Annotated in this window: 23 protein-coding genes; 15 read left to right on the forward strand and 8 right to left on the reverse strand. The window is 67.5% G+C overall.

The window, feature by feature from the left end; all coding sequences use genetic code 11:
• Positions 1-248: 248 nt before the first annotated feature.
• Positions 249-704: a DUF2834 domain-containing protein gene (locus ACWIGI_RS34475; RefSeq protein WP_454207521.1), complete on the reverse strand. Its 456-nt coding sequence runs from the start codon at positions 702-704 to the stop codon at positions 249-251.
• An 89-nt stretch (positions 705-793) separates the two neighbouring features.
• Positions 794-1,267, reverse strand: a complete 474-nt coding sequence (locus tag ACWIGI_RS34480; RefSeq protein ID WP_454207523.1) for a tetratricopeptide repeat protein — start codon at positions 1,265-1,267, stop codon at positions 794-796.
• Between the two features lie 202 nt (positions 1,268-1,469).
• On the opposite strand from ACWIGI_RS34480, the gene ACWIGI_RS34485 reads away from it, so the two are divergent.
• From ACWIGI_RS34485 to ACWIGI_RS34515, 7 genes are all read left to right on the forward strand, one after another.
• On the forward strand, positions 1,470-1,925 hold the full coding sequence (locus ACWIGI_RS34485; RefSeq protein ID WP_454207525.1) for a nitroreductase/quinone reductase family protein: 456 nt from the start codon (positions 1,470-1,472) through the stop codon (positions 1,923-1,925).
• 228 nt (positions 1,926-2,153) lie between these two features.
• Positions 2,154-2,450 (forward strand): hypothetical protein, encoded by a 297-nt coding sequence (locus ACWIGI_RS34490; RefSeq protein ID WP_454207526.1) that lies wholly within the window; start codon positions 2,154-2,156, stop codon positions 2,448-2,450.
• Positions 2,451-2,553: 103 nt separating this feature from the next.
• Positions 2,554-2,943, forward strand: coding sequence for a hypothetical protein (locus ACWIGI_RS34495; protein WP_454207527.1), 390 nt, complete (start codon positions 2,554-2,556; stop codon positions 2,941-2,943).
• Positions 2,944-3,097: 154 nt separating this feature from the next.
• The gene (locus ACWIGI_RS34500) at positions 3,098-3,313 is read left to right on the forward strand and encodes a hypothetical protein (protein ID WP_454207529.1); all 216 of its coding nucleotides are present in this window, start codon (positions 3,098-3,100) and stop codon (positions 3,311-3,313) included.
• Between the two features lie 121 nt (positions 3,314-3,434).
• On the forward strand, positions 3,435-4,268 hold the full coding sequence (locus tag ACWIGI_RS34505) for a SigB/SigF/SigG family RNA polymerase sigma factor (protein ID WP_454207531.1): 834 nt from the start codon (positions 3,435-3,437) through the stop codon (positions 4,266-4,268).
• Positions 4,269-4,880: 612 nt separating this feature from the next.
• Complete coding sequence (gene mbp1, locus ACWIGI_RS34510; protein ID WP_454207533.1) at positions 4,881-5,126, forward strand: microaggregate-binding protein 1; 246 nt, start codon at positions 4,881-4,883, stop codon at positions 5,124-5,126.
• A gap of 1,381 nt (positions 5,127-6,507) precedes the next feature.
• The gene (locus ACWIGI_RS34515) at positions 6,508-6,948 is read left to right on the forward strand and encodes an ATP-binding protein (RefSeq protein WP_454207535.1); all 441 of its coding nucleotides are present in this window, start codon (positions 6,508-6,510) and stop codon (positions 6,946-6,948) included.
• Between the two features lie 115 nt (positions 6,949-7,063).
• Here the strand turns inward: ACWIGI_RS34515 and ACWIGI_RS34520 are convergent, their stop codons facing one another.
• Positions 7,064-7,294, reverse strand: a complete 231-nt coding sequence (locus ACWIGI_RS34520) for a hypothetical protein (RefSeq protein ID WP_454207537.1) — start codon at positions 7,292-7,294, stop codon at positions 7,064-7,066.
• Between the two features lie 178 nt (positions 7,295-7,472).
• Between ACWIGI_RS34520 and ACWIGI_RS34525 the strand changes: the two genes are divergently transcribed.
• Positions 7,473-7,748 carry a GlsB/YeaQ/YmgE family stress response membrane protein gene (locus ACWIGI_RS34525; protein ID WP_454207539.1) on the forward strand — a complete coding sequence of 92 codons (276 nt, stop codon included), beginning with the start codon at positions 7,473-7,475 and terminating at the stop codon, positions 7,746-7,748.
• A 68-nt stretch (positions 7,749-7,816) separates the two neighbouring features.
• Here ACWIGI_RS34525 and ACWIGI_RS34530 read toward each other — a convergent pair whose 3' ends face one another.
• The 4 genes from ACWIGI_RS34530 to ACWIGI_RS34545 form a co-directional block, all read right to left on the reverse strand.
• Positions 7,817-8,188, reverse strand: a complete 372-nt coding sequence (locus ACWIGI_RS34530; protein ID WP_454207541.1) for an STAS domain-containing protein — start codon at positions 8,186-8,188, stop codon at positions 7,817-7,819.
• Between the two features lie 81 nt (positions 8,189-8,269).
• Entirely contained in the window at positions 8,270-9,181 is a 912-nt protein-coding gene (locus ACWIGI_RS34535) for an anti-sigma factor RsbA family regulatory protein (RefSeq protein WP_454207649.1), read from the reverse strand.
• Positions 9,181-10,020, reverse strand: a complete 840-nt coding sequence (locus tag ACWIGI_RS34540) for an MEDS domain-containing protein (protein WP_454207543.1) — start codon at positions 10,018-10,020, stop codon at positions 9,181-9,183. Before ACWIGI_RS34540 ends, ACWIGI_RS34535 begins: the two co-directional genes overlap by 1 nt.
• 128 nt (positions 10,021-10,148) lie before the next feature.
• Positions 10,149-10,469 (reverse strand): MerR family transcriptional regulator, encoded by a 321-nt coding sequence (locus ACWIGI_RS34545; RefSeq protein ID WP_454207544.1) that lies wholly within the window; start codon positions 10,467-10,469, stop codon positions 10,149-10,151.
• A 136-nt stretch (positions 10,470-10,605) separates the two neighbouring features.
• On the opposite strand from ACWIGI_RS34545, the gene ACWIGI_RS34550 reads away from it, so the two are divergent.
• The 6 genes from ACWIGI_RS34550 to ACWIGI_RS34575 all read left to right on the forward strand — a co-directional run bounded on the left by ACWIGI_RS34550 (position 10,606) and on the right by ACWIGI_RS34575 (position 13,974).
• Positions 10,606-11,067: an Hsp20/alpha crystallin family protein gene (locus tag ACWIGI_RS34550; protein ID WP_454207546.1), complete on the forward strand. Its 462-nt coding sequence runs from the start codon at positions 10,606-10,608 to the stop codon at positions 11,065-11,067.
• A gap of 338 nt (positions 11,068-11,405) precedes the next feature.
• Entirely contained in the window at positions 11,406-11,540 is a 135-nt protein-coding gene (locus ACWIGI_RS34555) for a hypothetical protein (protein ID WP_454207548.1), read from the forward strand.
• Entirely contained in the window at positions 11,512-11,874 is a 363-nt protein-coding gene (locus ACWIGI_RS34560) for a cold-shock protein (RefSeq protein WP_454207550.1), read from the forward strand. The genes ACWIGI_RS34555 and ACWIGI_RS34560 overlap by 29 nt, the downstream gene beginning before the upstream one ends.
• Before the next feature lie 35 nt (positions 11,875-11,909).
• Positions 11,910-12,140 (forward strand): hypothetical protein, encoded by a 231-nt coding sequence (locus ACWIGI_RS34565; protein ID WP_454207552.1) that lies wholly within the window; start codon positions 11,910-11,912, stop codon positions 12,138-12,140.
• Between the two features lie 108 nt (positions 12,141-12,248).
• The gene (locus ACWIGI_RS34570) at positions 12,249-13,085 is read left to right on the forward strand and encodes a SigB/SigF/SigG family RNA polymerase sigma factor (RefSeq protein WP_454207554.1); all 837 of its coding nucleotides are present in this window, start codon (positions 12,249-12,251) and stop codon (positions 13,083-13,085) included.
• 691 nt (positions 13,086-13,776) lie between these two features.
• Entirely contained in the window at positions 13,777-13,974 is a 198-nt protein-coding gene (locus ACWIGI_RS34575; protein WP_454207556.1) for a hypothetical protein, read from the forward strand.
• A 23-nt stretch (positions 13,975-13,997) separates the two neighbouring features.
• Here ACWIGI_RS34575 and ACWIGI_RS34580 read toward each other — a convergent pair whose 3' ends face one another.
• A complete protein-coding gene (locus ACWIGI_RS34580) occupies positions 13,998-14,354 on the reverse strand; it encodes an STAS domain-containing protein (RefSeq protein ID WP_454207558.1) in 357 nt (118 codons plus the stop codon).
• Between the two features lie 744 nt (positions 14,355-15,098).
• On the opposite strand from ACWIGI_RS34580, the gene ACWIGI_RS34585 reads away from it, so the two are divergent.
• Positions 15,099-15,296 (forward strand): hypothetical protein, encoded by a 198-nt coding sequence (locus ACWIGI_RS34585; protein ID WP_454207560.1) that lies wholly within the window; start codon positions 15,099-15,101, stop codon positions 15,294-15,296.
• The last annotated feature ends 45 nt before the right edge of the window (positions 15,297-15,341 follow it).

The following is a 15,341-nucleotide window of genomic DNA, read 5'->3' on the forward strand; positions in this document are numbered from 1 at the left end:
TTGGGGGGCATGTCATGCGCGTCCAAGTTCCCGGTACCGGAGAGATGTGACACCGCTCCCGAGCGGTTGCTGAACGGGATCGCAGCCGGATCGGCCGAACTCTCGCGCTGATCGGATCGCACAGGCGCGCGCCCGAAGGTCAACGAGCCGAGGCCATCTCGATGATCTGCACAGCACGCTCGCCTCGCTGATCGCGCGCCATGGTCACCGACTCGGGCGCAGTATCGCGTACCGGGTGCTGCGACCGGTCACGGCAGGGCGACCCAGACGAGTTGGCCGGCGACGAGCACGGTGACGATCATGAGCAAGGCGAGGTCGACCGTGCGCACCCGCGCGTCGTCCGCGGGAGTCATCCGCATCTCGCGGGCAATGAGGAACAGCGGGAACGTGAAGGCCATCGCGGTCGCGAATCCCCCGAAGATGTACAGCCACACGAACTTCACACCATGCCGACGGGCTTCGATCACCATCAGCACCACCGCGGCGAGGGCCAGTATCAGCAGGTCCCCGGTATAGGAGCGGCTGGCCGGGGTGACTCGCAGATCACTCATGAAGTTGTCCATGAACCCCGTGAAGGTGTAGCCGAAATTCGGCAACCAGGTAGCCAGGAGCCCCGCCAGCGCGATCACCGCGTAGACCGAACACCGCACCGTCCGCGACGCGAATCCACTCGGCCGCGCCCGGCCCGGATCAGAGGAACTCATGCGGTAACGGTAGGAGATCCACGCGCCGTCCCGATGGCGAACCGGAGCGATGTTCAAGCGATTTGGGAGAGGGTGCTGTAATGATGCCCTTACAGCCCGTTCCGCACCGCAGTAGCCTCCTCACAACGTCCCGCAGAATCCAAGGCAGCGGCGAGGTCGCGCCTGGTATCCAGGGTGCGGGGGTGATTCACACCCAACACCCGCTCGTGATCGATCAGAACCCGCGCGAACCGATCGATCCCTTCCGTCAGCCGCCCGGCCTCGCAATGAATTTTTGCCAGGTTGTTCCGCGTGATCAGGGTGGTACGGTCAGAAACACCCACCCGCACGTCGGCAGCCAGGCCCTGCTCGAAAAGGTCGATCGCCTCCGCCAGGCGCCCAGCCTCCCAGCACGCGTAGGCCAGGGTATGTCTCGCGGCCATGGTGGGGAAGTGATCCTCACCCAGCTCTCGGATGTGATCGACCAGATCCCGCTCGTACAGCTCGATCGCCTCGGCCAGGCGCCCGGCCTCTCGATACGTGTTGGCGAGGCGCTTCGTATCGGAGATTCCAGCGTTATCCACACCCAATACCTAACCGCGACTTCACCTCCGCCGCAGCACCGTGCCGCTCGGTGGATCGCACTGGAGCGCGCGGTGGCGACACCCGCCTCACCCCGTCGCGCACCTACAGCCTCACCGGCGAACTGATGGCCCGGGCCGCCCACCGACTGACCGCCCGCCGTAGGTTCGTTGCAGGCACGATGTTCGATCTCAGGAGTCTGCGATGCCGTCACCATGGGAGCAGGCGCTCAACCGCCGCCTGATCCACCCCGTCGTCATGTTCTCGCTGGCCCACGGTTTCGCCCCGCCCACCTTCGCGCTCCTGGAGACAACCGGTCGCCGGACCGGCCGCAAGCGCGTCCTACCGGTCGCGAACGGTTTGCAGGGCAACACCTTCTGGCTCATCGCCGGCCAGGGTGCAGCGGCGGCGTACGTGCACAACATTCGCGCGGACCCGCGAGTGCGCGTCAAAGCCACGCCCGCGCGCCTGCGCGAGGGCTTCGGCTTCCAATGGCGCTCAGGCACCGCCCATCTCCTGCCCGACGACAACGCCATTGCCCGCCACCGCGCGCTCGGCCAGGGACGCCCCGGCTACCGCCTCGACGGGCTGGCGCTACGCAGGCTCGCCGACGGCCGGGACATGCTGACCATCCGCATCGACCTCGACCAACCACGGTGAACAGCCCGGTCGTGGACTGGCTGGCCGCCCGCACCCGCGGCATCCCGCCCGGCCTCCGGGAGAAGAACCGGGCGGGACACATCCCACAGGAGGCCGCCCCAGACAGCGGCCCGCAGCGATCGTAGTGATCACACCCCCATCCGGCACTGATGCCACGCAGGCACATCGGCCGAGTTCGCGGCCCAGCTGATCGGTGAAACGGACATTCGGAACTGTTTCGCGCGCAGGGTGTATGAACCGCGCCGGCTCGGGGTGCTGCGGCCCAACCCGGCGTTGATCCGGGAGGTGCCGGTGCGCTTGTACGTGTTCGACCTGCTGTCCTGGCACGGCCGTGACCTGCGCGAGCTCACCTACACCCAGCGCCGCGAACAACTCTCCCGCCTGGCGCTGCCCGCGGGCGGGCCGATCGCGGGGCGGCCGATACCTCGCCACCCAACCCCTGCGACGAGCTATCGCGGGCAGAACTATCCGCCCTGTCCGGGCCCAAACCCGGTGGCCGTGAAGTGGTCCGCAATGCCGGATTGATCGGTATCGAGTGCCAGGAACCGTTTTGTGGTGGTGCGTGTTTCACGCGGGCGGGGCAGGTAATGCCCATCACATGGCCGTTTCCGCAGGCGAAAGACGTGTCATGACAACCATTTCCACTCCACGCGCTCACCGCCGTGGCCGCGCCGCGCAGGCCGCCCGCGTTCGAATCCGTGAGTTCATCACCGAATTGGTCGCCGCCGGGATCCGCCCCACCGAGCATCATCACGGCGCGAGCGCGGGCCGACGGGCCTCGATCAGCGTGGTCGGCTGGAGCGTGGGCGGATGCCGCGGCCTGGTGCGCGGCTGCGGCCCCGACTGCGACCTGGTGATCACCACGAACGCGCAGCTGGTGATCCTGTGCGAACAACCCCCACGCGCACGCCTGTCCCGGACCCGCCCGCGCTATGTGGACCTGGGCAACTTCCCGGACCTGGACGCGGTGCTGGTCCTCGCCCGGGCGACGCTGCTGCCGCGCGCCCGCACCGCCTAACCCGCCGGGGCGCGCGGTGCCCGGTTCGGGCGCATCGTCCCCCGAATCGAAAGAAATCTTTTCGGGGCCTCTACCAGCGTGAATGTGAGCTGACGGTAGCCTCGGGCCGCCTGTTCCCGGTTTCGTCTGCGAGAGTGCGGGCTACCACCGGGCCATGATCAGCCCTACCGCGCGCTTGCGCTTCGCCCGTGCCCGGACCGATCTGACCACGGCCGCGCTCACCACCCTGACCTGCCTGGTGCTCTTCGGCGGTTTGGCCGCGCTCACCGGCTCCTACGCCACCGCGCTGGCCGGCGCACTCGCTCTGGCGGCCGCGGTCGTGGCGGCGGTGAAGATGATGGCCCTACCGCCCGGCCCCCGCCCCGCATGATCCCAGGGTTGGCGACCAGTTGTCGATGTCGTTGCGAGCGAACGGTCTTTGTTTCGAAGCACCGAGGCTGGGCACTGACAGGGATAGCCCCTGTCCGACAACCCGTTTCGAGGACACCGACATGTCATCCACCACCGGCACGACCAACGGAACCACCCCCGGCACACGGATCAGCGGCGATTCGTACGAACACCTCGAACCCCAGCTCACCGAACTCGCGAGCCTCGATCCCGGCACGCCTGAGCACACTCACCTGCGCGAACGAATCATCGAGATCGCACTCCCGCTCGGTGAGCACATCGCCCAACGCTACGGCGGCCGCGGCGTCGACCACGACGACCTCGTCCAAGTCGCCGCCCTCGGCGTCGTGCTGGCCGTCGACCGCTTCGACCCGAGCCTCGGCTCCCCGTTCCTGGGATTCGCCATCCCGACGGTGATGGGCGAGGTCCGCCGCTACTTCCGCGACAGCACCTGGGCCGTGCGCGTCCCGCGCCGCACCAAAGAACTCCGCCAACAGATCTCGGTCGCGATCCCGGAGCTGGCCCAGCGGCTCGACCGCGAGCCCACCGCGCGCGAACTCGCCGCACACCTCGATACCGACCTGTTCGAGGTCACCCAGGCGTTGATCGCGAACAATGCCTACGCCACCCAATCCCTGGACACACGCCTGCCCTCCGAGGACGGCGACGCACCGACGATCGAATCCGAGAAGCTCGCGGTCATCGACGACGGGTACGCGTTGATGGAGGACTCGATCACCATCGGCCCGCTCATCGCCGAGCTGCCCGCACGCGAACGCCAGATCCTGATCATGCGATACGGGCAAGACATGACCCAGGTCCAGATCGGCAAAGCCCTGAACATCTCCCAGATGCAGGTCTCTCGCGTCCTGGCCCGCACCCTGGCCGGCCTGCGCGACAAAGCACTCGACGAACAAGCTCTCCACGTCGCCTGACCCAACAACACCGGTGAACGACCGGGCACCGATCCGGGGTTCGCCGAGTGAGGGGTGGGCCGCCGAGGTCCAGGGCAGCCCGACGGCCGAACACGGGCGAGGCGGGTTCCAGCACCCGCCGACACGAAGCCCGCCGACCGTCGCCGACGATCCTAGCCAGCGCGCGGGGACCGTGTCGGTCGTTTCTACCACTGCGCAGGTGACATCACCCTTTGGCCGGAGGAACCATGGCCACACCCGGAGTCCGACGTCGCGCACTGCCGACGCTGCGGTGTCCGCACCAGATGAACCACGGGCGAACCGGCGCCGAGCCCGCCGACAACCCCACGCCCCGCCTCCCACACCCGGCAACTCGACACTCCGTCATCACATTCAGAACAACGGCTGTCGGCGCGCTCTCGCCCATACGAGAGTCAGGGTGGTACCCACTCATACGCAGCGCAGTCGCGGCCGAGCGGTTTCCCGTCCGAGCACCGACCATCGTCCGCACTGGCGGCTCGCGCGAGGCAGATGCCGAGCACGGCGCGTATCGCCCGATGCCCGATTCGGTCGTCATCGGGCGGGTATGTCGCTGTTGTCGAAGTGCGACACCATGTTTGGGAGGAATCAGCGATGACCGAGCACAAGAGCGGGCCACTGGAGGGCGTGGAAGGTGTCGTCGAGGGCGCCAAGGGCAAGATCAAGGAAGCCGCCGGCGCGGTAGTGGGCAACGATTCGCTGCGCCAGGAGGGCGTTGCCCAGCAGGACAAGGCCGAGGCGCAGCGCACTGCCGCGCAGAAGGAGGCCGCCGCGGAGAAATCCCGCACCGAAGCCACCGTCGATGAGCAGCGCCAACGTGCCTACCAGCACGACCAGTGACCTGATCGCCTCGAACCGCGAGCATGGCCTTCGGCACCGCAACGGCGGGTCCGAGGGCTGTGCTCGCGGTGAGGCCGGTGATCTGCTCGTTCGCTACGACACGAGCGGGGGGCGAACGGGTTTCGGGGTCGCGTGCGAGTGGGTATCGCCTGCGCGTGGCCCCGGGTGGTCGCGGAGAACGGAGGACCATGGGGCTGGCAGTCGTCGCGGTGGCCACGCTGGCAGTCGGTGCGGCCGGGTACGCGCGCATGGCGGCGCTGTGGTGGTGGCCCACCCATGCCGGGTTGCCCGCGCCTCGCTATGGCTATGTGTGCATGAGGGACGTACCTGTCGGCGAGCGGATCCACTGGCCCTAGAACCGATGCCGGATCGGTCGCGCAGTCCAGTTTGCGCAGCGTTCGGGGCCCGGTTCCGTCGCGTATCGGCCGGGGTTTTCTCCGGCCCGGCCCCACGGATTGTTCGAGGGTGAGTTGTCGTCGCTACAGGTCGTGGGTTGCGGGTGAGTCGTCCGTGAAAGCATCAGCGTCGTAGATGATTCGGCGGCCGGTGTCCGCACGCTATCGCCCGAGTGTGCGTGATGCGCGCCCGACCGCCGGGCCTGGCGCGTGCGAGTCGGCTGATCGAGAACGCCGGCCGCGAACCGGCCGCTGTACTCGTGTCCTCACAAGCTCAGCAATACCGCACCGACAGCGACCAGGACCAGAATCCACAGCCCGAAGATCGTGTACGCGGAACGTTCTCCGCCGAAACAGGGCGCAACCGTTCCCGCACCACGCCGTTCCGTTCGCGTCCCTGCCATAACCGCTCCTTCCGTGCACCTGTGCTCCACGCTCACTCCGGTGATACCCCGGATCGAGCACGACCCACCCGGGACGGGCCCGCTATGACTGCACTCACGCCGTTCGGGACCGCCAGCTATCGGCACCTGGGGTGCACCGCCGCGGCGAACTGTCCGTAGCAGCGCAGTGATTCCGGCCGACCATCGGCTGAACACGGATCGGACGCCGTCGATGTAGTCGGTGTCGATCCGATTCTGCCGCCGTGGAACTCGCCGATCCTGCGTCACAACGCCAAACCGATCCCGGCAGGGCTGCTCTCGCGCGAGCTTCCTCGGTGATCCTCGCCGGCGCGCTTCTCGCCGCAGTGCTCGCGTCGAGCCCGAGCTTCCACCGCCGAGTCACCTCACCTGCGTGCACAAGATCGCAGTGCCGTGTTTAGACACGGTCGAGCGGTGCAAGCCAGGGATGAACGGTCTACTCGAATCGGCTGGTGCCGAGACGCGCGTGACCTCGATCGCTGGGATCCGGCGCGAGCGAGCGAGCCGCCGCGTCCGCGGTCTCGAGGTGTCCGCACCGCACACATGCCGAGGAAAGGGGATGCGATGAACTCGGCCTCATCCCATGCGACCACCGGCGATTCCACCCCGGGCGCGACCGATCCGTACCTGATGGTGAAGTCCGTTCCCGCTGTGGCAGAACATCTTCCGCCGCTGCGAGCAATGCTCGAACGATGGGCCCACGACGCCGGCCTGTCCCAGGAACAGGTCCTGGATGTGACCCTGGCCGCCTACGAGGCCATGGCCAACGTGGTAGACCACGCCTATCGCGGTCGCGCCCGGCCCGGCGATTTCGACCTCGAAGCCAGGATCGACCACGACGCGACAACCATCACCGTGACCGATCACGGAAAATGGAGACCACGCGCCGCACACACCGATTCACGGCGCGGACGCGGCCTCATCCTGATCCGCGCACTCGCCCCGGACACGCGCATCTCCTACCACCGCGGCACGCGAGTGCACCTGAGCTGGCCCCACACCTGAAATCTGGACACGCCGCTCCACACCCTCGCCCCCGGCAACCGCGACCCAGTTGTGCAGACCGTCGCGTCACCTCGAGCGGCCACGAGTGGTCGCGGTTCATCGGGTTCGACCGAGCTCAATACTGCGCAGGCGTCAACATTTTCGCGGTCAAAGCCCATGCTCCCGCCAACGCGGCCGTTCCGAGCGCCGCGAACGGCACCGACTGGGACAAGAACGTCACACCCAGGAAAAACAACGCACACGCGAGGATGGCCAGCACCGAACTCGGATCCCCGCTCGTACTCGGGATCCGATTACGTGAGCTGATGATCATGTCTCCAGGTTCGACCACCGAGCCGGTGATCAAACCGCAATCATCCGGCATTCCTGGCCGCGAAGCCTCACCCTCGTCGATGCTCCAGGACCACCGGTGGGTCCTGCGGGTGTGGCCGTTGTCGCGGGTGCATGGTCCGGGCGAGCGCGGGTATGGCGGGTGAGCAACGCAGTTCGCTCCGGAACTGATATCGAGGAAAGGGGTCGAGGCCATGCTCGGACTGGGAATTCTGGGTTGGATCATCATCGGCGGTCTGGCCGGTTGGATCGGCAGCAAGATCATGAAAACCGATGCCCAGCAAGGCATTCTGCTCAACATCGTCGTCGGCATCATCGGCGGATTGCTGGGCGGTTTCCTGCTCACACTGCTCGGGGTCGATGTCGAAGGCGGGGGCCTGTGGTTCAGTTTCTTCACCTGCCTGGGCGGCGCGGTCCTGCTGCTGTTCCTCGTCGGCCTGGTCACCGGCCGCCGCGGCGCGATCCGCTGACCGGACCGGCACGATCGAGGGCAGCTCACCGGGTGTGCTGCCCTCGACAACCGGCCCGCTCGATAGTCCTACGCGGTATCGCTCTCGGAGGTGGCGGTCGCTGCTCGAGCCTCGTCGAGTGTGTCGAACAGCTGCACCACCGCGTCCATCCCGGTGACCTCGATCGGTCGTCGCACCTGCGACGAAGCCACCACCCGTATCGGCCGAGCACTGGCCCGCGCGCACATCACCAGCACCGTCAACCCGGACGAGCCGAAGAACCCGACCCGCGACAGGTCCACCACCAGCACCGGTGGATCCTCACCCAACACCTCGCGGATTGCCCGCTCGAGCAACGGCGCCGACACCAGATCGACCTCACCGACCGCGGACACGACCCGAACCGGGCCCTCGTGTACTACGTGAACCTGCAGCATCCGCTCAGGATCGGTTTCGCTCATCGTGCTCTCTTCTCGCGAGGACAACGGTCGACGTCGTAAGCAATATGTACGCTCGCTGGCATCGTCGCAGTCGTGTGGAGGTCAGGACACCAACTGCAGTACGGCGTAGTGCGTGGTCCCGTCCGCGGTGGTGTGGGTGCGGAACAGATCCGAGAGCTGGTGCACCAGCAACAGCCCCCGGCCACCGAGCTGGCCCACTGCCGCGGGTTTGCGGCCGGCGAGCGGGTCGGTGATGTGGCCGCGGTCGCGGGTTTGGCAGATCAGCTGGTCTCCGTGCCGATACAGCCACAGGCGACAGTCGCTCACACCGTGGGCGAGGGCGTTGGTCACCAACTCGGTGGTGATCAATTCCAGATCCGGCACTCGATCGGGCGAAAGTCCCAGCGTCGCCGCCTTTTCCACCGCCACCATCCGCGCCGCACGCACATCCGGTGGGGTGGAGACGATCAGGTCGGGAGCATGCTCGGTGGCCAGCATCGGCTGGTTGTAGCGCTCGATCACCGCCGCGGGGTCGAAACACTCACTCGCGTACCGGCGCCCCGGCTCCCAGATCTCGGGATGGGTTTGGCGGGCGTCGGCGACAACGGTGGGGTCCAACGCCGACACATCGTAAGGGCACAGAATGCTCACCTCGCGCCCGGCGAACGCGTAGTTGATCAGTGCTTCGTGCTGGGCGCACGCGGGGTATTCGAGGTCACTGCGACCCGCCCAGATCGGCTCACCCACGATCTGCACCTGCTGATCGGGATAGCGGTCGGCGAACGCACGCAGAACCGTGGCGATGATCCGGCCCGGATTGCGCCCGGCACGGGACATGTCGATCAAGGTGACCGCGTCAGCGGCCGGACCCAATGCCGAACGCAGCAGCTCGAGCCGCTCACCCGGGACCGCCGCGGCGGCCGGTGCTCCGGTTTCGGTCAGGAACGGCACGATCGTGTCGAGGTATTCGGTGTCGGTGCGGTAGAACAGGGCCGGGTGGTCGTGCGGGCGCATCAACACGCGACCTCCACTCGAACACTCGACAATCCCAGCAACTCGACCAGCCGTTCCACACCACGCCACTTCGTGCTCACGACCAGGTCCGCGTGGCGGGATTCAGCATAGGCGGCCAGGCGCAGCAAACTGTTGTGGTCGAGGAAACTCAACCGGGTGGCGTCGATCCTGACCACGCCGTCGTCGGGGTCGGGTTCGATCCCGGCCAGGGTGTCCTCGAACAGCGCACCGCTCGAGGAATCCACTTCCCCGACCACGGCCGCTGCGTACTCGACGGAGCCGAACATGCGGAAATGAGTGCGCACGTTACCGTTCGGGTGCACCGAGGACAGCCGCGTGACCGCGTCCTGGCCCAGCTCGGTCCGGTTGTAGGCACACATCGCCGAAAACGGTTGCGCGGCCATCAATCCGTCGACCAGGTATTCATAGCGCACGAACGCCGCGAGCTGTTCCGGGGTCCGCACCAGCGGAGTGGCTTCGGCCGCGATCCGCAATCCGTTGTACCCGGCCGCGACCGCCGCCTCGGTCGCGGTGGCATAGGTGTGCACCTGATCGGGGGCGATCACCGGCGCGCCCGGCTCGTACACGTCCTCGATCGAAACCACCCGCGCGCCACCGGATGCCAGCGCATCGCTCCAGCCGGGGAGGTCGTCGAGCTCCGCGGCCAGCGCAGCGGCGGCACCGGAGGCGATGTACCAGACCCGACAGCCCAAACGCAGTCCCTCATCGAGGAACTCGCGGGCGCGGACCCGGAATTCGTCGGGTTCATCGAACGCCCAACAGAGGTGGTCGTGCACCCCCAGGCCCTGCGCTCGCTGAACTACCGCTGACTGCCGCACCCGATGATTCTAACCGTGAGCCCGCAACCAGGGCCCGGGCCGAATCCTCGGTCCAGAACGCTGCCGGACCGCATCGGAGCGGTTGCCGGTGACGCCGACAAACACCCCACCTTCTGCCCCGGGGACTGTCACGAATGTGGTGGCTGCTCGCGGCGCCGATCGTGTTCACGGGCCAGTGCGGTGTTCTCGTCCTGCAGGTCCAGGATGCGCGCGATGCCGGCGAGGTTGACCCCCTGCGCGACCAAATCGGTGATGCGGTGCAACCGCTGCAGGTCGCGGCCGCTGTAGCGGCGTGTGCCGCCCTGGCTGCGGGTGGGAGTGATCAGGCCGTGCCGCTCGTACAGGCGCAGGGTCTGGATCCCGATCCCGGCCAGCTCCGCGGCGACCGAGATCGCGTACACCGCCTGACCAGCGGGAGGAATCGCGTTCGGTTCGTCAGATGGAGGCATCGGTGCTCCCTTCCGCGGCTCGCATGCGAACAGATTACCTGTCTTCCACTCTTGCGCTTACCTGGCTTCAGTGCTAGATAATATCTATGCCAGAAACAAGAGGTTTTCTGGTGACGCTACGACAGAGAATGGAGTGTTGGAGGTGGCGACCATGCTGATGCGCACTGATCCTTTCCGTGACCTGGATCGATTGACGCAACAGGTGTTCGGCACCGCGGCCCGACCCGCGGCGATGCCGATGGACGCCTGGCGCGAGAACGACGAATTCTTCGTCGAGTTCGACCTGCCGGGCATCGATCCCGAGTCCCTGGACCTGGACGTGGAACGCAACGTGGTGACCGTGCGCGCCGCGCGCCCGGACATCGACCCCGCTCGGTCGATGCTCGCGGCCGAACGCCCCCGCGGGGTGTTCTCCCGCCAGTTGGTGCTGGGCGAGGCCCTCGATACCGAGCAGATCCGCGCCGACTACCGCGACGGGGTGCTGCGCCTGTCGATCCCGGTGGCCGAGAAGGCCAAACCCCGCAAGATCGAGATCGCCAGACCCGCCCGCGAATCCGATTCCCAGGTTGCGCGGGATCGCCAGGCCATCAACGCCTGACCCCGGAATCCGGGCGCGGACCACCGCGCACACCACCCCCGAATCCAACACCGATTCGTGAAGGTGAGGTGATGCCTGTCCAGAACACCACACGCATATCAGCGAGGGCGTGCCGCCGGCGGCGGTGATCACCGATCGCGGCCGCGACGGTGCATCACGAGGCTGGTGCACGGCCACCGTTGCGGCCCAACCGATTCCGCCACCCGGGTCCGCGCCCTCACGACAAACGCACAGCACTCGTTCGATTCGCACATCGCATCGGGTGGGCGCGGCCCGCCGGATTCCGGGCCACGCCCACCCGATGCCCCGACGCCCGACGCGAGAGGAGACACCCCGAGATGACCGACACCACCGGCGATGCCGAGCACACCCCGCCCGACACCGACACCGGCACCGGCACCCCTACCGCCCGGACCCCGATCTCCTGGACGATCTCCGATGACGATGACCACTACTGCTGCCTCGCCTACTGACCACGCCCCCGACCCCCACGGCCCCGACGAGATCCCAGCCCGCTGGCACCACGCCCACGTGGCGTGGTTCAACCCCGAGAAAGGATTCGGGTTCCTCACCCCCGAGCACGGCCCCGCGGTCTTCGTGGACTTCTCGGTGATCGAGGCCCCCGGCTACAAAACCCTCACCGCCGGCCAGCCGGTCATCTACACCGCGCACAACGCTCCACGCGGGCCCGAAGCCACCCGCGTCATCCCCTACCTGCGCGGCACCACCACACCGGCGCCCGACACGCCGACCCGCGGCGCCGCACTGCGCCGACTCGTCTGCCGGGCCGGGCGCCGCGCGACCTGAACCACCACCATCCACCCCCTCGATCGGACACACCCGTGAGCACGACAACGGCACCCGACCCCCGCACCCGGCACCACCGCGATGATCCGGAGGTGGTGCGCTGGCCCGACCCCAGCCCGCTACGTCCCTGGTGGGACACCGTCATGGGCCCGGCCCAGCGCGCCACCCCCGCCGGACCGCGCTCGCCCGACCCCCGCCACCCCCGAGCCCGCGACCCGCACCGGGCCAACCGCGCCGGTCGCGCTCACCGCGACCGGCGCCGGTAGGACGCAGGTTTCGACTAACCGGTCGATCTCTGTTTCGACCCCAGCGGGCCGGGGCACGCACGGGGATAGAGCCTGAACCAGCCCGATACGCCGTACCGAGGAACCGATATGTCTCCCACCACCGAAACATCGATCGGACCCCAGCACCACACACGGATCACCGGCGATTCGTACGAACACCTCGAGCCCCACCTGCTCCGGCTCGCCGAACTCGAACCCGGCACCCCCGCACACACCGCACTGCGCGACCGGATCATCGAGATCGCGCTCCCCCTCGGGGAACACATCGCCCTGCGCTACGGCGGCCGCGGTGTCGACCACGAGGACCTGGCCCAGGTCGCCGCCCTCGGCGTCGTCCTGTCGGTCGACCGCTTCGACCCCACCCTGGGAACGCCGTTCCTCGGGTTCGCCATCCCCACGGTCATGGGCGAGGTCCGCCGCTACTTCCGCGACAGCACCTGGGCCGTACGCGTCCCGCGCCGGACCAAGGAACTGCGCCAGCACATCTCGGTCGCGGTCCCCCACCTCGCCCAACAACTCGACCGCGAACCCACCGCCCGCGAAATCGCCGAACACCTCGACGCCGACCTGATCGAAGTCACCCAAGCCCTGATCGCGAACAACGCCTACAACACCCAATCCCTGGACACTCGCCTACCCTCCGACGACGGCGACACCGGCCCGACCGTGGCCACCGACGCCCTCGCGATCACCGAAACCGGCTACGCGTTGATGGAGGACTCCATCACCGTCGGACCGCTGCTGGCCGCACTGCCCGAACGCGAACGGCAGTTGCTGACCATGTACTTCGGACAAGAAATGACCCAGGTCCAGATCGGCAAAGCCCTCAATATCTCCCAAATGCAGGTCTCCCGCCTGCTGGCCCGCACTCTGGCCACACTCCGCGCACAAGTCCTCGACGACAACGCACTCCAGGCCGCCTGAACGCTCCACGCACGGAAACCCGAACCGTGCCCGAGCACCCGAGATCGCGCCGGGTGGGCGGCCGAGGTCCGGCGCCGCCCGGACGAGCCGATACCGGACCAGGGGTGCCGACACGAGCCGGGCTTCTTCCCCCACTGGGCTTTCACGGTCGTCGAGTCGACCCTAACCCGCGCGAGTCCCGCACCGGCCCGAAATCCCCTCCGAGACCGCCCATTTCGCACCCCTCGCAGCGCCCGCCCGGCCTCCGGGAGAAGAACCGGGCGGGCACCTTCTACATCGGACCACCCCCAAGGCGGCCGCGGCCGAGCCTAGAGAACACCACCACCCGCCGCACCCCGCCACGCCGAGAACCAACCCCGCCGCCCACCACGCGGCGCGGCCCCCTCCGCGGTGCGCGCACTCCCCCCAAAGCGGACATTAGCGACGACTTTGCTCTGCGAGGTTTAGTGCCTGTGATCAGCGGATAGTTGTAGTGCTGGAGCCTTCCGCCCGATCAGGGGCGACGGCACACCGAGTAGAACGGCCGTATGCCCAAGCGGCCCTTCCACTCCCGTGCCGCAACGGCGGAAACTCCATCGGATACGCGCACCTGGCGGGAGCCCCACCCAACCTCTCCACCACTCACTCCCGCCAGGTGCCGGACCCGGCCGCACGGGGAACGATGGGACGGCCTCGAACACAAGGGGATGCGGTGGACGATTCACGCACCACGATCAACCTGCGCCGCCTCGCGGAACAGGCGCTCGACCGCTACAGCATCGACGCGTTCTGTGCGCACCTCTACCTGCTACTGGACGACCCCACCACCGAACTTCCCATGACCGGACCCCGCCAGAGAGCATGTTTTCTGTCTGCGAACCACCCCGCGCCCGCCGCCCGTGCCCGGTGACAACGCAACGAAGCAGCCTCGTTTCACTCCAGGGCGGCCTCGGCGAGCGCTTCGTCGAGGGTGTCGTGCACCTGTAGCAGGGTGTGCATGCCGGTGACCTGGATCGGGCGCTGCACCGGGGGCGAGGCCACCACCCGCAACGGGGCCCCGCATTCCTGCGCGCAGCCCGCCAGCACTGCGAGCCCGGCCGAGCCCAGGAACACCACCCGCGACAGATCCACCACCACCGCCTGCGGATCATCTTGCAGCGCTTGACGTATCACGCGCTCGAGCAGAGGCGCGGACAGCACATCGACCTCGCCGGTCGCGGTCACGACCTGGGCGGTGCTGTGCGTGGTGGTGTGGACCTGCAGCAGCTGTGCAGGGTCGGTCCCGGTCATCGGCCCTCCTTCTCCGGTGTAACCGTACGCTCGTCCTGTTCGAACGTCAGGACGTGAGACGAAACCCAGGGACACGAAGGCGGACACCGCGCGTTCGTGCGCGGGGACTGCTGGAGCAGGTTCTGCTCGGACGTGGTGGCGGTAGCGAAGTTGCCACGGCAGGCCAGGTGAGGTTGACTCCCTGCTCTGTCGGCTCGGTGATGCGCTGTAGCCGTTGCAGTTCCAGGGCTGGCGAACCTCCGCGTCCCACCGAACACGAAGCCGCTCTGTTCGAACGCATCGTCATCGAGGACGGCCGACCCGAAGCACGCCCAAAGCCGCCGGCGCCCGTGCCTCACCATGCGCCGACCTCGCTGCCACCGCCGGGGAGTGAGCTTCCGGGCCTTGCGCTCGCCTTCCATGCGCGGATTCCACCAGTGGCATTGAGATCGTTTGTGGCAGAGCCGGTTACCGCCGCGTTCGCTCGCGGCAACGCCCCCTGTTCGCGCGCTTCGGCGCACGGTGGGCGGGGAGACGTTCAGGGCACACCCACTCTGTTAATTGCTGAATGTTTGCTGTGTCTCATGAAAATGGGTGTGGCACATAGACTCTGGACCGAACAGCCCATATCGTGGTAACTGTTCGGCTCGATCCCGAGCCTGAACACGCATCACCCAAAAAAGGCGCTGCCCCCACCTGTTCGAGCAGGTGAGGGCAGCAGTTTGTCCAATCGTCCGAGCGCGAACTCTGAAAATCGGAGCAGTAATGAGCGTAACCCCAACCGCCGAGAACAACCATCCACGCCCGCCCGAGTCGCCCAGTGATCATCCATTGCTGGCACTGAGCCTGGCCGTCTCACTGTCCGTTGCTGTCGGGATCCTGGCCGGATGGCAGGCCGCAGTGAGTGTTCTGGTCGCAGTACTGGGCTTGTTCGTGGCCTACCGCAATTCACGCACCCACTAGCCCCACCCGGCAGGATCCGCGGGACGCGGCTCACCACCCAGATGC

It is taken from the genome of Nocardia sp. NPDC055321 (assembly GCF_053645575.1).

What these genes read in the sequence shown, in the direction of transcription:
- ACWIGI_RS34475 (WP_454207521.1), bottom strand. Translation starts at nt 704, where the DNA reads ATGAGTTCCTCTGATCCGGGCCGGGCGCGGCCGAGTGGATTCGCGTCG.
- ACWIGI_RS34485 (WP_454207525.1), top strand. Translation starts at nt 1,470, where the DNA reads ATGCCGTCACCATGGGAGCAGGCGCTCAACCGCCGCCTGATCCACCCC.
- ACWIGI_RS34495 (WP_454207527.1), top strand. Translation starts at nt 2,554, where the DNA reads ATGACAACCATTTCCACTCCACGCGCTCACCGCCGTGGCCGCGCCGCG.
- ACWIGI_RS34500 (WP_454207529.1), top strand. Translation starts at nt 3,098, where the DNA reads ATGATCAGCCCTACCGCGCGCTTGCGCTTCGCCCGTGCCCGGACCGAT.
- ACWIGI_RS34505 (WP_454207531.1), top strand. Translation starts at nt 3,435, where the DNA reads ATGTCATCCACCACCGGCACGACCAACGGAACCACCCCCGGCACACGG.
- mbp1 (WP_454207533.1), top strand. Translation starts at nt 4,881, where the DNA reads ATGACCGAGCACAAGAGCGGGCCACTGGAGGGCGTGGAAGGTGTCGTC.
- ACWIGI_RS34515 (WP_454207535.1), top strand. Translation starts at nt 6,508, where the DNA reads ATGAACTCGGCCTCATCCCATGCGACCACCGGCGATTCCACCCCGGGC.
- ACWIGI_RS34525 (WP_454207539.1), top strand. Translation starts at nt 7,473, where the DNA reads ATGCTCGGACTGGGAATTCTGGGTTGGATCATCATCGGCGGTCTGGCC.
- ACWIGI_RS34530 (WP_454207541.1), bottom strand. Translation starts at nt 8,188, where the DNA reads ATGAGCGAAACCGATCCTGAGCGGATGCTGCAGGTTCACGTAGTACAC.
- ACWIGI_RS34535 (WP_454207649.1), bottom strand. Translation starts at nt 9,181, where the DNA reads ATGCGCCCGCACGACCACCCGGCCCTGTTCTACCGCACCGACACCGAA.
- ACWIGI_RS34545 (WP_454207544.1), bottom strand. Translation starts at nt 10,469, where the DNA reads ATGCCTCCATCTGACGAACCGAACGCGATTCCTCCCGCTGGTCAGGCG.
- ACWIGI_RS34555 (WP_454207548.1), top strand. Translation starts at nt 11,406, where the DNA reads ATGACCGACACCACCGGCGATGCCGAGCACACCCCGCCCGACACCGAC.
- ACWIGI_RS34560 (WP_454207550.1), top strand. Translation starts at nt 11,512, where the DNA reads ATGACCACTACTGCTGCCTCGCCTACTGACCACGCCCCCGACCCCCAC.
- ACWIGI_RS34570 (WP_454207554.1), top strand. Translation starts at nt 12,249, where the DNA reads ATGTCTCCCACCACCGAAACATCGATCGGACCCCAGCACCACACACGG.
- ACWIGI_RS34580 (WP_454207558.1), bottom strand. Translation starts at nt 14,354, where the DNA reads ATGACCGGGACCGACCCTGCACAGCTGCTGCAGGTCCACACCACCACG.
- ACWIGI_RS34585 (WP_454207560.1), top strand. Translation starts at nt 15,099, where the DNA reads ATGAGCGTAACCCCAACCGCCGAGAACAACCATCCACGCCCGCCCGAG.